Origin of the sequence: Rhizobium sullae (genome assembly GCF_025200715.1) — a bacterium.
GTDB lineage: Bacteria > Pseudomonadota > Alphaproteobacteria > Rhizobiales > Rhizobiaceae > Rhizobium > Rhizobium sullae.
Window position 1 is genome coordinate 612,234 of record NZ_CP104143.1, and the last position, 12,997, is coordinate 625,230.

14 protein-coding genes are annotated in these 12,997 nt (G+C 63.2%); 9 read left to right on the top strand and 5 right to left on the bottom strand.

The features are described from left to right. The first annotated feature begins 76 nt into the window (after nucleotides 1–76). Both N2599_RS03040 and N2599_RS03045 read left to right on the top strand, forming a co-directional pair. Nucleotides 77–1,084, top strand: a complete 1,008-nt coding sequence (locus N2599_RS03040; protein WP_027507647.1) for an asparaginase — start codon at nucleotides 77–79, stop codon at nucleotides 1,082–1,084. 140 nt (nucleotides 1,085–1,224) lie between these two features. Further along, on the top strand, nucleotides 1,225–1,962 hold the full coding sequence (locus tag N2599_RS03045) for a hypothetical protein (protein ID WP_027507646.1): 738 nt from the start codon (nucleotides 1,225–1,227) through the stop codon (nucleotides 1,960–1,962). Here N2599_RS03045 and N2599_RS03050 read toward each other — a convergent pair. Beyond that, a complete protein-coding gene (locus N2599_RS03050; protein WP_027507645.1) occupies nucleotides 1,937–2,692 on the bottom strand; it encodes a DeoR/GlpR family DNA-binding transcription regulator in 756 nt (251 codons plus the stop codon). The genes N2599_RS03045 and N2599_RS03050 overlap by 26 nt on opposite strands. Nucleotides 2,693–2,812: 120 nt before the next feature. Here N2599_RS03050 and N2599_RS03055 point away from each other — a divergent pair, with 120 nt between their 5' ends. Continuing rightward, nucleotides 2,813–3,169, top strand: coding sequence for a hypothetical protein (locus N2599_RS03055; RefSeq protein ID WP_027507644.1), 357 nt, complete (start codon nucleotides 2,813–2,815; stop codon nucleotides 3,167–3,169). Nucleotides 3,170–3,268: 99 nt separating this feature from the next. Continuing rightward, a complete protein-coding gene (locus N2599_RS03060) occupies nucleotides 3,269–3,889 on the top strand; it encodes a glutathione S-transferase family protein (RefSeq protein WP_027507643.1) in 621 nt (206 codons plus the stop codon). Between the two features lie 221 nt (nucleotides 3,890–4,110). Here N2599_RS03060 and N2599_RS03065 read toward each other — a convergent pair whose 3' ends face one another. Beyond that, nucleotides 4,111–4,266 carry a hypothetical protein gene (locus tag N2599_RS03065; protein ID WP_167333875.1) on the bottom strand — a complete coding sequence of 52 codons (156 nt, stop codon included), beginning with the start codon at nucleotides 4,264–4,266 and terminating at the stop codon, nucleotides 4,111–4,113. Nucleotides 4,267–4,443: 177 nt separating this feature from the next. On the opposite strand from N2599_RS03065, the gene N2599_RS03070 reads away from it, so the two are divergent. The 5 genes from N2599_RS03070 (at nucleotide 4,444) to nadC (ending at nucleotide 9,787) form a co-directional block, all read left to right on the top strand. After that, nucleotides 4,444–5,340, top strand: a complete 897-nt coding sequence (locus tag N2599_RS03070) for a LysR substrate-binding domain-containing protein (protein ID WP_027507642.1) — start codon at nucleotides 4,444–4,446, stop codon at nucleotides 5,338–5,340. A 103-nt stretch (nucleotides 5,341–5,443) separates the two neighbouring features. Then, the gene (locus tag N2599_RS03075; RefSeq protein WP_027507641.1) at nucleotides 5,444–6,346 is read left to right on the top strand and encodes an NUDIX hydrolase; all 903 of its coding nucleotides are present in this window, start codon (nucleotides 5,444–5,446) and stop codon (nucleotides 6,344–6,346) included. A 69-nt stretch (nucleotides 6,347–6,415) separates the two neighbouring features. After that, the gene (gene nadA / locus N2599_RS03080) at nucleotides 6,416–7,387 is read left to right on the top strand and encodes a quinolinate synthase NadA (protein WP_027507640.1); all 972 of its coding nucleotides are present in this window, start codon (nucleotides 6,416–6,418) and stop codon (nucleotides 7,385–7,387) included. After that, nucleotides 7,384–8,922 carry an L-aspartate oxidase gene (locus N2599_RS03085; protein WP_027507639.1) on the top strand — a complete coding sequence of 513 codons (1,539 nt, stop codon included), beginning with the start codon at nucleotides 7,384–7,386 and terminating at the stop codon, nucleotides 8,920–8,922. The genes nadA and N2599_RS03085 overlap by 4 nt, the downstream gene beginning before the upstream one ends. A gap of 1 nt (nucleotide 8,923) precedes the next feature. Then, nucleotides 8,924–9,787 (top strand): carboxylating nicotinate-nucleotide diphosphorylase, encoded by an 864-nt coding sequence (gene nadC / locus N2599_RS03090; RefSeq protein ID WP_037140660.1) that lies wholly within the window; start codon nucleotides 8,924–8,926, stop codon nucleotides 9,785–9,787. Between the two features lie 25 nt (nucleotides 9,788–9,812). On the opposite strand, the gene N2599_RS03095 is transcribed toward nadC, so the two are convergent. The 3 genes from N2599_RS03095 to N2599_RS03105 form a co-directional block, all read right to left on the bottom strand. Then, complete coding sequence (locus N2599_RS03095) at nucleotides 9,813–10,472, bottom strand: glutathione S-transferase family protein (RefSeq protein ID WP_027507638.1); 660 nt, start codon at nucleotides 10,470–10,472, stop codon at nucleotides 9,813–9,815. Nucleotides 10,473–10,570: 98 nt separating this feature from the next. After that, nucleotides 10,571–11,893, bottom strand: coding sequence for a TIGR03808 family TAT-translocated repetitive protein (locus tag N2599_RS03100; protein WP_027507637.1), 1,323 nt, complete (start codon nucleotides 11,891–11,893; stop codon nucleotides 10,571–10,573). 91 nt (nucleotides 11,894–11,984) lie between these two features. After that, nucleotides 11,985–12,959, bottom strand: coding sequence for a glycerophosphodiester phosphodiesterase family protein (locus N2599_RS03105; protein ID WP_027507636.1), 975 nt, complete (start codon nucleotides 12,957–12,959; stop codon nucleotides 11,985–11,987). Between the last annotated feature and the right edge of the window lie 38 nt (nucleotides 12,960–12,997).

Genomic DNA, 12,997 nt, shown 5'->3' on the forward strand with positions numbered 1-12,997 from the left:
CGTAATCCTTGCGGTTGGCAAAAGCCTCGGCAGCCAGTATCAAGGCTCACCCGCTCCATCATCCGGATTCCTGCTCATGTCCAATCCCGTCACTGTCGAAGTCACTCGCGGCTCGCTCGTCGAAAGCCGCCATCGCGGCACGGTGGTCGCCGTCGACGGCGATGGCAAGGTGGTGTTCGGGCTCGGCGATGTCGACGCCGGTTTTTTCCCGCGTTCCTCCTGCAAGGCCATGCAGGCGCTGCCGCTGGTCGAAAGCGGCGCTGCGGATGCCTATGGTTTCGGCAACAAGGAGCTCGCGCTCGCTTGCTCTTCGCATAACGGCGAGGACGAGCATGTGGCCCTTGCCGCCGCCATGCTGGCGCGCACCGGCCGCGGCGTCGAAACGCTGGAATGCGGCGCCCACTGGTCGTCGAGTCAGAAGACGCTGATCCACCAAGCGCGCGCGATCACAGCACCGACGGCGCTGCACAACAATTGCTCCGGCAAGCATGCCGGCTTCGTCTGTGCCTGCTGCCATCGCGATATCGATCCAAAGGGCTATGCCAGTTACGAGCACCCGCTGCAGCAGGAGATACGCGGGACGATGGAGAGCCTCACCGGCGCCGTGCTCGGCCGCGACAATTGTGGCACAGACGGCTGCTCGATCCCGACCTATGCCGTGCCGCTGCGCGGCCTTGCGCATGGCTTTGCCAAGATGGCGACCGGTGTCGGCCTCGAGCCATTGCGCGCCAAGGCCTCGCGCCGTCTTTTCGACGCCTGCATGGCAGAGCCCTTCTATGTCGCTGGCACGGGCCGCGCCTGCACGGAGCTGATGCAGATCGCGCCGGGCCGGATTTTCGCCAAAACCGGCGCCGAGGGCGTCTTCTGCGCAGCAATTCCCGACGAGGGCATCTCGATTGCCGTGAAGTGTGAGGACGGGACGACCCGCGCCGCCGAGGCCATGGTGGCGGCAGCGCTTGCCCGGTTCTTCGAAAAGCACAGCGAGGTTCACGCGAAGCTGATGGCGATGGCCGTCAAGCCGATGCACAATTGGAACGGCATCCATGTCGGCGACATTCGCGTCACGGCTGCGCTTCTCGCTTAGGACGTGCCGTTACGATACAGGGTGCTGTTGATATCAGTAATTCCTAATATGCATTAAACCAAATCCCGCGAGAATGGATGCGCGCCTGCGCATTTGTCCTACCATGGTGCGGCGTTCGACCCGCGCCATGAGGGCAGAATATGTTTGCAGGCCGCTATCTCTGGTGGATGCTGATCGCCGTCGCGATCTTCCTGTTCTTTTCTATGTGCTTCGATTACGTGACCTGGGCGATCGTCGCGATCTCCGGCTGCGCCGAGATCGCCGGTTCCTGCGGCCCGATCGTGATCACCATGTCCGGCGCGATAAAACCTGCGGGCATCGGGCTTGCGGGCGCCATCATGGTCCTCTGCACATTCGCCCGTCTGCGCTACCTGTCGGTTAACTGGCTCTGGGCAGCCGTCGTGCTCGTCTGGTTTTCGGCGTCGGCGGCCTTCCCGGGAATTCTCGCGGGCGGCTGGACCGGCCAGCTGCGGCCGGAAATGGTTCTTGAAAGCCTGCCGGTGGCCTTCCTCTTCGTTACGGTGTTCTGCAGCTATCTCGTCATCGCATTCGAAGAGGGGAAGACTGTTCCCTTTGGCCAATGGGCCTGGCTGCGGGCCGTCATCTGGATTGCCGCGGGCTACGGCGTACTTGCAGCAATCGCTGAAACGGCAGGCTTCGGCGCCCTCCCGGCGCGCATGCTCGGCATGCCGTGGATCGCTTCCGCGATTGCCGAGCTCCAGCCTCGTCTCGCGGCAATCCTCGATCTCGGCACCGGCAGCATGCTGCCGGCCTATGCCGTGCTCGCGGTCTTGGTGGCGGCGCTTTTGGCAAGCCTCCCGCCGCGGGAGGTCGCGCGGCTAGCGGCACCCTTCATGCTTCGAGGAACGCGGCATTGAGCGCCCGGTAGGGCGCAAGCCGCTCTTCCGGCATTCCCGCCGAAACGATCAGTCCCGCAACATGCGCAATACCGAGCACGGGGCAGGGCGAAACGAGATCGAATTTCTCCTCGGTCAGCAGCACATGGGTTTCGGCTGCACAATGCGCGATATGCCGCTTGATCGCCGCCTCCTCGAAATCGCCGGTCGACAGCCCGTGCACGGGATGGGCAGCGGTCACGCCGAGGAAGAAGATATCAGGCCTGAGCTGCGAGATCGCCGCCATGGCCGCAGCGCCGGTTGTCACCATCGAGTGCTTGTAGAGCCGCCCGCCTACGAGAATGATGTCGGCGGTCGGGTGGTGCTCCAGCTCTACCGCGATCGTCGGGCTGTGTGTTGCGACGGTAAAGGAGATGCCGCGCGGCAGATGCCGGGCGATCTCCGCCGTCGTCGTCCCGCCGTCGAGAAAGATCATCTGCCCCGCCTTCACCATTTGCGCCGCCTTGGCGCCGAGCCGCTGCTTGGCATCGGACGAAACGCTCCGCCGCGCCGAGAAATCCGGCAGGTCGGGCGCAATCGGCATCGCGCCACCATGCACCCGCTTCAGCAACCCTTCCGCCGCCATCTCCCGAAGGTCGCGCCGGATCGTGTCTTCGGACAGCGCGAAATCTTCGGCGAGGCGCTTGGCGATCACCTGGCCGTCACGGCGCAGGATGTCGAGGATCAGGGATTTGCGTTGCGTTGTCAGCATCTGCTCTGCACGAAAATAAACGAATTATCACGATAATGCCTGAAATGACTCGACATGCAAGCGATTTCGCGCATTATCGCGAAATCCCGTGCATGAAGCCGGGGATTATGGAGTCTGACGATGTTGATTTTGATTGCAGGGCCATACAGGTCCGGAACCGGCGATGATCAGGTAAAAATGGCGGCCAACCTGAAGCGGCTGGAGGAGCCGTCCTACGCGCTCTTCAAGGCGGGTCATGTGCCGATGATCGGCGAATGGGTGGCCCTGCCGGTCTGGAATGCAGCCGGCGGCAAGTCGATCGGTGACGATCTCTACGAGGGAATCTTCCACCCGGTCGCCCACCGCCTTTTGCAGCTTTGCGAGGGCGTGCTGCGGCTGCCGGGGGACTCCAAGGGTGCCGACAACGACGTCCGTATCGCCCGCGAGCGCGGCATTCCGGTCTGGTACAAGCTGGAAGACGTGCCGGGCTGCGGGTGAGCCGCATGATCGGGCCGGGGCTGGCAGCGGCCCCGATTTCCGCCATGGGCACGGCGTGACGGCTGCGCTATATAAACCTCCCGAAATGGAGTCTCGATCATGCTGACATTGTATTTCGCGCCAAGCACCTGTGCGCTGGCAAGCCTTATCGCGCTGGAGGAATCCGGCCTTACCTTTGAAGCAAGGAAGATCAGCTTCCAGGACAATGAGCAGCGATCTCCGGAATACCTGAAGATCAACCCGAAGGGCCGGGTGCCCGCGCTCGTCACGGATCGCGGCATCGTCACCGAAACGCCGGCGATCCTCTCCTACATCGCGCAGACTGCCCCGGCGGCTAGGCTTGCGCCGCTCGACGACCCCTTCGAGTTCGCCCGCCTGCAGGCCTTCAACAACTATCTCTGCTCGACCGTGCATGTGAACCATGCACACAAACGGCGCGGCTCCCGCTGGGCCGACGATCCCGCCGCGCACGAGGCCATGCAGGCCAAGGTGCCGCAGACCATGGCGGAAAGCTTTGAGCTGATCGAGGAGACGATGCTCGAGGGTCCCTGGGTTATGGGCGAGCAGTATTCCGTCGCCGATCCCTATCTCTTCACCATGACCGGCTGGCTGCGCGGCGACGGCGTCGACCCCATGCGCTTCGCCAAAGCCACCGCCCACTACGCCCGCATGATGGACCGCCCGGCGGTGCAGCGGGCGCTGACGATTGAAAAGGGGTGAGGGAGGGTTTTTGCTGCCTCTTCATCACGTCAGGCGAGGCGGAGGCACCCTCGGCACGTCAATAGCAGGCAAGGGCAAGGGAGCGGCAAGCACGGCGTAGCATTTTTGCGCTGCCCTCTCTTCCCCCTCATTCCTGTCGCAAGGACAGGAATGAGGGGGAAGAGGACTGGTAGAGCCAAGCCATTACCGTCGTCGTGGAAAGGCTCCCACGAAAATCACACTCATTTCGAAAGCGGCCGCACTTCGTAGCGCGTCGGCTTCGGCGCCGGAAAGTTGAAAGGCAGGTCGGCCAGTTGCCGCAGCGACATCGTGGCGATCTCCGGATGCGACAGCGGGTCCTCGCCCTCGGAAGCCTTCGCGTCGCATGAGTTGCTCAAGAAAAACTTCAGCAATGACATGGTATGCCTCGCTTTCTCTGGTTCGGAAATGCGCAGAGCCGGGGCGAAACTGCCTCACCGATGCAAGCGCTCCGATCATCGTTGATGATCCCAATATCGGAGCCATGAGGAACCTTTTCAATTGAGATTACCAGTGATGCATTATAGAAAAGCTATATGCGGAATCTCAACTCGGTGCATTTAAACGGGCTGCGCGCGCTGGAAGCCGTCGGGCGTCTCGGCTCGCTGCAGCTTGCCGCCGAGGAGCTCGGCGTCTCGGTCGGCGCCGTCAGCCAGCAGGTCATCAAAGCGGAGGGACAGCTCGACCAGCTGATCTTCGAGCGGACGCCGAAGGGCATGGTGATAACGGAAGCGGGCGCGCCCGTGCTTGCCGCCCTGACGGAAGGCCTTGCCCGCATGTCGCAGGCCGTCTTGATCGCACAGCGCCGCGACGATACGGTGCTGACGATCTCCGTCGCTCCGGTTTTTGCTGCCCGCTGGCTCGTCTGGCGGCTCGATCGCTTCGCGGCGCGTTTCCCGGATATCAAGCTGCGTCTCGATGCGACCACGAACCTCATCAACCTTTCGGCCTCTGATGTCGATATCGGCATCCGTGTCGGTGCGGGAGAGTGGCCGGGCGTCAAGGCTGAACTGCTTCTGGAGCAGGAAGTGTTTCCGGTCTGCGCGCCCCAGATGGCGCGCGATCTGACGGCGCCGGCCGATATCCTGAAGCTGCCGGCTGTCATCGATGGCCGTGCCATGTTCGGCTGGGAGGTCTGGATGCGCGAGGCAGCACTCTCGGGCTCGGCGCCGGCAACGCGCCATGTTTTCAACGATGCTTCGCTCTGTCTTGACGCGGCCATCGCCGGGCAGGGCGTCATGCTCGCCTGGCAGACGCTCGCGGATTATTCGCTGCAGGCCGGCCAGCTCGCCGTCCCCTTCGGCATCCGCGCGAAGACCGGCTTCGGGCATTATTTCGTGACCGCCGAAGGTGCGCGGGAGCCGAAGAAGGTGAGGGACTTCAAGGCCTGGATTCGCGAGGAGATGGCCGGAACGGTGAAGCTCTTTTCTTGAAGCTGGACTGGCCGGATTGCGTACTCGCGCCTGCATTGGCTTTGCCTGACATGTGTGGCAAAGCTGTCCAGACAACTGCACTGACAGAGGATGATCTTCGCCCGTGCCCATTGGCGTCGCCCACGCAGAACTGATCGCAGTCCTTGCCGCCGTCACCGGCGACGACCCGCGCGTCATGACGGTCAGCACCGGTGAGGCGCTGCCTTCCGGCTCCTTCGAGATGGGGCACCGCACGCTGCAGAGCGGCCTGCGGGAATGGATCCAGGAGCAGACGGCGCATCCGGTCGGCTATCTCGAGCAGCTTTATACATTCGCCGATCGCGACCGGCAGAACGAGATCCTCGGCGGACGAACGATCTCGATCAGCTATCTGGGGCTCGTGCGGGAGCACCCGGCGCCGGGTGCGGGGCGTGCGGGCTGGCATAGCTGGTACGAGTATTTTCCGTGGGAAGACCACCGCAAAGGCAAGCCGCCGGTCTTCGATGCGCTTGTCGACCGGCTGCGGCGCTGGGAAACGGCCGATGCCGCCTGGCAGGAGCACCGCAAGCGCCGGGTCGCCTTCACCTTCGGCCTGGATGGCGCGGTTTGGAACGAAGATCTTGCCCTGCAGCGCTACGAGCTCTTGTATGAGGCGGGCCTGGTCGCGGAGGCAGGCGCAACTGGAGCGGAAAACCCGGGCCGCCGGATGTTTGCCGATCACAGGCGGATTCTCGCGACCGGCATCGCCCGGCTTCGGGCGAAGATCAAATATCGCCCGGTCGTCTTCGAGCTCATGCCGGAGAGCTTCACGCTGCTACAGCTTCAGCGCAGCGTCGAGGCACTGGCGGGACTGACGCTCCACAAGCCGAATTTCCGCCGGCTGATCGACCAGCAGCAACTGATCGAGGAAACCGGCGAGATGGCGAGCGAAACTGGCGGCCGCCCAGCAAAGCTCTTCCGTTATCGGCATGCCGTTCTCGAAGAGCGCGCGCTGTCCGGCTCGAAACTCCCACTCTCCCGCGCTTGACATAAACTCAAATCGAGAATAATTAGCTTTGCCCTATATATACTCATTTGGAGTATAAAGGAGCTCGCCATGAATTCTCCCGTGTCCGCGTCCTCTCTCTATGACCGCGTCAGCCGCGTCATTCCCAAGGCGGAATGGTTGGGCTTCCAGGATGATGTCGAAGCGATCCTCGATCTGAAGCGCCGCCACAACGCGGTCATCCTCGCCCATAACTACCAGACGCCGGAAATATTCCACGGCGTGGCCGACATCGTCGGCGACAGTCTGGCGCTGGCCCGCAAGGCGATCGAGGTGGATGCCGAGGTCATTGTCCTTGCCGGCGTCCATTTCATGGCCGAGACGGCAAAACTCCTCAATCCCGGAAAGACGGTGCTCATTCCCGATATGGGCGCCGGCTGCTCGCTGGCCGATTCGATCACGCCAGAGGATGTCGCGCTGTTGCGGCAGGCTCATCCCGGCGTCCCGGTCATCACCTATGTGAACACCTCGGCGGCGGTGAAAGCCGCTTCGGATATCTGCTGCACCTCGGGCAATGCCAAGCAGGTGGTCGAATCGCTCGGCGTGCCGCGCGTGCTGATGATCCCGGACGAATATCTCGCCCGCAACGTTGCGAAGGAAACCGATGTCGAGATCATCGCCTGGCACGGCCACTGCGAGGTGCACGAGCTCTTCAATGCCGATGACGTCCGCCAGCTTCGCGAAAACTATCCCGGCGTCACCGTGCTCGCCCATCCCGAATGCCCGCCGGATGTCGTCGCGGAAGCGGATTTCGCCGGCTCCACGGCCGTCATGTCCGATTATGTTGGGAAAAAGCGCCCAGCGCGCGTCGTGCTGCTCACCGAATGTTCGATGAGCGACAATGTCGCCGTCCATCACCCCGACGTCGAGTTCATCCGCCCCTGCAATCTCTGCCCGCACATGAAGCGGATCACGCTTTCGAATATCCGCACGGCGCTGGAAGAAAACCGCCACGAAGTCACCGTCGACCCCGCCATCGCCGTCGCTGCGCGGCGGGCCGTGGAAAGGATGCTGGCGATATGACCGAAATCCTGACGCATCTTGCCGGCCGCCCTGTCATCGTCGGCAGCGGCATTGCCGGGCTGATGGCGGCGCTCACGCTTTCGCCGCAGCCGGTCGTGCTGATCACGCAAGCCGCCCTCGGCGCTCAAACTTCGAGTGCCTGGGCGCAGGGAGGCATCGCGGCAAGCATCGGTGCGGGTGACAGCGCCGTCCTGCATCTTGCCGATACGCTTTCCGCCGGTGACGGCCTGTGTGATCCGGAGGTTGCCGCCGGCATCGTAAGCGAAGCGCCAGCGATGATCGCCGCGCTGGAGAAATACGGCGTCCGCTTTGACAGGAATGCCGCAGGTCGGCTTGCACTCGGGCTGGAGGCCGCCCATTCCCGCCCGCGCATCGTACATGCCGAAGGCGACGGGTCGGGTGCTGCCATCATCCGCGCGCTGGTACAGGCCGTCTCGGACACGCCGTCGATCACCGTACTCGCCAATTTCGAGGTCCGGCGCCTGCTTCTCGCAGACAGTGCGATTGGCGGTGTCCTATGCGCGTCCGGCGGACAGGCTTTCATCGTGTCGACGCCGCATGTCTTGCTCGCTACCGGCGGTGTAGGCGGACTTTACGAGGCGACCACCAATCCCGTCGGCAATTTCGGGCAGGGCATAGCGCTTGCGGCAAGGGCGGGGGCCGAGCTTGCGGATATGGAATTCGTCCAATTTCACCCGACGGCGCTCCGCTCGAAGCGACGGCCGCTGGCGCTCGTCAGCGAGGCGGTGCGCGGCGAGGGAGCTGTGCTCATCAACGAGCTCGGCGAGCGCTTCATGGCGGGTGAGCCTGCTGCCGAACTTGCGCCGCGCGACGTGGTGGCGCGCGCGATCAGCGCCGAGATTGCGCGCGGCGGCAAGGTCTATCTCGATGCCCGAGAGGCGCTCGGCGCTCGCTTCGCAAGCCGCTTTCCGGTGATCGATACTCTCTGCCGCGATGCGGGGATCGATCCGGCGCGTCAGCTGATCCCTGTCGCCCCGGCTGTGCACTACCACATGGGCGGCGTGGCCACGGATGAGAACGGCCGCAGCTCCGTTCCCGGCCTCTGGGTTGCGGGCGAGGCGGCCTCGACCGGCCTCCACGGCGCCAATCGGCTTGCCAGCAATTCGTTGCTCGAAGCCGCGGTCATGGGCATGCGCTCGGCCGGGGATATCGCCGGTACGGCGACATCCCTGCGGCCAACGGTGATCGAACCGCTGCCGCCGCGGCCCGACGCATCGCCGATCCGGCGGATTGTCTCCGCCCATCTCGGCGTGCTGCGGCACGGCGGCACGATCCACAGCGCGATCGGCGCTCTTTTGCCCTTCATCGAGGAGGAGGGGCCGGCGACGGATCCCGCCACCGTCGCGCTGCTGATTGCCGCCTTCGCGGCGCTGCGGACGGAATCGCGCGGCGCCCATGCACGAACCGACTTCCCGCTCAAGCATGCGCATTCCAAACGCCGAAAGATGAATTTCTCTCATGTTTTGAATTTTGCGCGGGCCGTCGCATCCAATCACCTTGCCAGGAGCGCTTGACATGACGCTTACTCCCTTGCCGCGGCTGCTGATCGAGCCGCTTGTCCGTAACGCGCTGTTGGAAGATCTCGGTCTTGCCGGTGATATCACCTCGGCGGCCGTCATTCCGGCCGATCATCGCTCCACCGTCGTCATGATGGCTCGCCAGCAGGGCGTGATCGCCGGGCTTGATGCAGCCGATCTTGCCTTCCAGCTTGTCGATTCCGCGGTCGTCATGGCTCGTCATGTCGAGGACGGCGCGGCGGTGAAACCCGGCGAGGTCATCGCTACGATCGAAGGTCCCTCGCGCGCCATTTTGACGGGCGAGCGGACGGCGCTGAACTTTCTCGGCCATCTTTCGGGCATCGCCACGGTGACGGCCGGGATCGTCGCCGCGATCGAGGACACGAAAGCCTCTGTCGCCTGCACCCGCAAGACAACACCGGGGCTGCGCGCGCTGGAGAAATACGCCGTGCGCGCCGGTGGCGGCGTGAACCACCGCTTTGCGCTCGCCGATGCCGTACTGATCAAGGATAATCATGTCGCAATTGCAGGCGGCGTCGCCGAGGCCATCCGCCGGGCCAAGGCCGGCGCCGGCCACATGGTGAAGGTCGAAGTCGAAGTCGACACGCTCGATCAGTTGCGTGAAGCGATGGAGGCCGGCGTCGACGCCGTACTGCTCGACAACATGGCGCCGCGTGAGCTGTGCGAGGCGGTCGAAATCGTCGCCGGGCGGGCGATCACCGAAGCCTCGGGACGGGTCACGCCGGAAACCGCCGGTGCAATCGCCGCGTCCGGCGTCGATCTGATCTCGGTCGGCTGGCTGACGCACAGCGCGCCGACGCTAGACATTGGGCTCGATTGGAAATCCAACCACTCGGGATAGAGCGATTAAGCCGGCGCGATCTGGTTCAGACCGGCTCTTTCGAGCGAGTCGCCTGCATGGCGAGATAAGCTGGGCGGGACTGGCAGCGCTTCAGCCAGGCATTGACCTTTGGATGCGCCTCGAACAGCGCCTGTTCCGTCTGGCCGTACCGCAGCACTTCCGCAACATTGAGATCGGCTGCCGTAAAGCGGTCGCCGACGATCCAGTCCTTGTCGGTGAGCTGCCTTTCCAGGACGGCGAGCGGGCGCTTCATGGAGCGGCAGGCGACGTCGATCGTGGCCTTTCCTGTGTCCGTGTTCTCGTGCCCGTCGTCGTAGATATAGACGATCTTCACCGTATGCGGCTCCAGTTCCGCCAGCGCCCATATGGTCCACATCGTCAAAAAACCGTCCTCCTCGACGGTTTGGCCGGAAAGCAGCCCGCCATGTTTGCGGGCGAGGTAAAGATTGATCGCCAATGACTCATGCATCACGAGGTCGCCGTCCTTGATCGAAGGGATCATCCCCATCGGGTTGACGGTCACGAATTCCGGCGAGAGCGTGTTGAGCGGCGCGTCGGGCGCCAGGGGATTGGCAAGCCGTCTCGCCTGGATCACCGGCACGGATTTGAACGGAATACCGAGCTCTCCTGCCATCCAGTAGACGCGCGCGGCGCGCGAGCGGTAAACGCCGTAGATTGTCAGCATGTCTGTTGCTCCTTGAACGTTATGCGCAAAATTAGAGCGCTGCCGGGCGAAGCGAAAGCGGTTGATCCTGATGGACCAATGAAAGCTTTTGATGCGTCTTAGCTGTTGCGGTTCCGCTCGATGGTGAGATGCGGGTATCGCGCGCTCCCGGTCTTCGTGAGGTCCCCGGAGACTTTCTTCTCCCATTCGAAGCCGAAGACCGCGCCCTCGCTCATGTCCTGGAAGATGTTGTCGGCAATCAGCGCCGCGCCCGCTCCCTCCGCTACGGAAACCGCGCAGCCGACAGGCGCCTTGCGCACGACATTTCCGGTGACAACGAGATTGCGCAGATACGGCCCCCAGCCGAGCTGCATCGCCCAGAGCGGCGCGCCTTCGATGACATTGCCGGATATGACCGTGTCGGCTTCAGCGCCAATTCCGATGCCGAAGCCGACCTCGGCTTTATAAGGGCCGTCGCGCCTCAGGTTCCGCACGATATTGCCGGTGATCGCCGCAAGCCTTCCGCCTTCGTTGAAATTGGCGATCGAGATGCCGTTCGCCGCTCCGTCGACGAGATTGCCGGAGATGACGGCGCCCTGAAAATCGAATTCGGCATAGATCGCCGTCTCGCCGGAGCGCAGGCATTGGTTGCCGGTGATCTGCACGTTGTCGCCGGAATTGGCGCGAACGGCCGTAAAGGCGCAATCGGCAATATGGTTGTTGGCGACCATCACGCCTCCGGCGCGGAAGATGTTGATGCCGTTGCCGTTCTGTCCCGTGCCGCCGTCATCCGCCCGGATGCGGATAACGCGGTTGCCGGTAACGACGGTGCCGTCCTCGCCCTTGTCCCAGCGGTGAACGAGAATGCCGCCATTGCCGCAATCGGCAACCGCGTTTCCGGCGATCGCAAGCCCGGTGGAATCGACTGCGAAGATGCCTGCCTGCGCCGCCCCCGAAAGGCGGCTGCGTTCGATCTGGCCGCCGCAGCGCTCCAAGCGCAGGCCGTGCTTGTCACTGCCGCGGATTTCGCAGTTGTCGATCTGCACTTTGGCAACGCCAGTCAACTGCACGAGGCCGGCATTGTTCTCCTCTATCATCGCGCCATGTCCCTCGATGACGACGCCGGACAACTCGATCCGCCGCGCGCCTTCCGCCGAATTGACGCTGCCTCGATGCAAAATCCGCGAAGCGCCCGGAACGCCGATGATACGGGTATTATCCGGCAGCACGAGGTTTGCGGCCTCATAGGTCCCGGCCGGAAGATAAAGCGGCGTGTCGCTCCGCGCCGCCTCGTTGATCAGGGCCTGCAACCTGTTTCCTGCGGCGCCGGAGGCATCTAGCGCCCCGCGTAACGCCGGTTTTGATTCCGCAAACGCACGGCCAGCCATTGGCATGGCAAGCGCCATGCCGAGAAAGCTAAGCAAAGTGCGCCGCAGATACATCGAGGACCCTTTCGCCAACTGGAGGCACCATTCCTGCCAACCGAATACCTGTTCTGGCACAAAATCCTTGCCGCGAAGTATCTTGCGCAGCCTAATTTCCCATCAGCTTACCGATCGCCTCGATCTCGTTTGTCCAGATGCCGCCGGAATAACCGGGAGGCAGCTTTGCCAGCAGCTCCGGCGTGTCGATTCCCGTCGAAAAATCGCCACCGCGATAGCGGCCGAGTGCGAAGACCAAGCTGTTTCCACCCTCCATGCGATTGAGGAAACGGTCCGGCCAGCCCCAGAGCCACGGCGCGATATTGACCGGCACGAGCATCATCGTGTTCCTGCAGGCTTCCGGCAGGATGCCCGTCCAGCCGTAGCCGATGTAGCCGAGCAGGCAGGATTTGAGGCTCGTTCGCGATGCCGTCCGGATGTCCGGCGCCAGCCGCCTCACCGCATCGATCGGCTCGTCGCCGCCATAAACCATGATCAGTTCCCGGCGCTCGGCTGGCAGGGCATTGAGGACGGCGGCCAGTTTCTCGCCCTCGGATGGATCCCGGCTTTTGACGTTGATCAGCAGCCGCCTGTCCGGAAACGTCTGAAGCATTTCGGCAAGCGTCGGCATCTGGCCAACGCCGGTGCCGCGGAAAGGAAAGGTCTTTCCGCCGTCGGCGGTATAGCCATAGCCGATATCGAGCGCCTTCATCTCCGCCATCGAGTGCTCGCGGGTGACGCCGTGCCCGTTCGTGCGGCAATCGAGCGTCCAGTCGTGGAAGATCGCGAATTGCCCGTCCGTCGTCGGATGAACATCGACCTCGACGATGTCCGCGCCCGCATCGAATCCCGCCTGCATCGAGCGGATGGTATTTTCCAGATAGTCGTGCTTCGGCGGCAGCATACGCGCCGCCGTGCAGGTGTCGTTCGTCAAATCCCGTTCGTCGAAACGTTGCGCGATTCCGCGATGCGCCAGCAGCACCGGCTTACCATCCCGGTGCGATGCCAAAAAATCGGTATTGTTCAGATAAACGGCTGCGACGAAGACAGCGATTGCCGCTATGCCAAAACGCAATTTCTTTTTCAAATCGGTTTCCTTCAAACGAATGTGGCGAATCGCTAGAG

Coding starts and splice junctions, on each gene's coding strand:
- nadA (WP_027507640.1), top strand. CDS start 6,416: ATGAATTCTCCCGTGTCCGCGTCCTCTCTCTATGACCGCGTCAGCCGC.
- N2599_RS03070 (WP_027507642.1), top strand. CDS start 4,444: ATGCGGAATCTCAACTCGGTGCATTTAAACGGGCTGCGCGCGCTGGAA.
- N2599_RS03040 (WP_027507647.1), top strand. CDS start 77: ATGTCCAATCCCGTCACTGTCGAAGTCACTCGCGGCTCGCTCGTCGAA.
- nadC (WP_037140660.1), top strand. CDS start 8,924: ATGACGCTTACTCCCTTGCCGCGGCTGCTGATCGAGCCGCTTGTCCGT.
- N2599_RS03095 (WP_027507638.1), bottom strand. CDS start 10,472: ATGCTGACAATCTACGGCGTTTACCGCTCGCGCGCCGCGCGCGTCTAC.
- N2599_RS03055 (WP_027507644.1), top strand. CDS start 2,813: ATGTTGATTTTGATTGCAGGGCCATACAGGTCCGGAACCGGCGATGAT.
- N2599_RS03085 (WP_027507639.1), top strand. CDS start 7,384: ATGACCGAAATCCTGACGCATCTTGCCGGCCGCCCTGTCATCGTCGGC.
- N2599_RS03050 (WP_027507645.1), bottom strand. CDS start 2,692: ATGCTGACAACGCAACGCAAATCCCTGATCCTCGACATCCTGCGCCGT.
- N2599_RS03100 (WP_027507637.1), bottom strand. CDS start 11,893: ATGTATCTGCGGCGCACTTTGCTTAGCTTTCTCGGCATGGCGCTTGCC.
- N2599_RS03060 (WP_027507643.1), top strand. CDS start 3,269: ATGCTGACATTGTATTTCGCGCCAAGCACCTGTGCGCTGGCAAGCCTT.
- N2599_RS03045 (WP_027507646.1), top strand. CDS start 1,225: ATGTTTGCAGGCCGCTATCTCTGGTGGATGCTGATCGCCGTCGCGATC.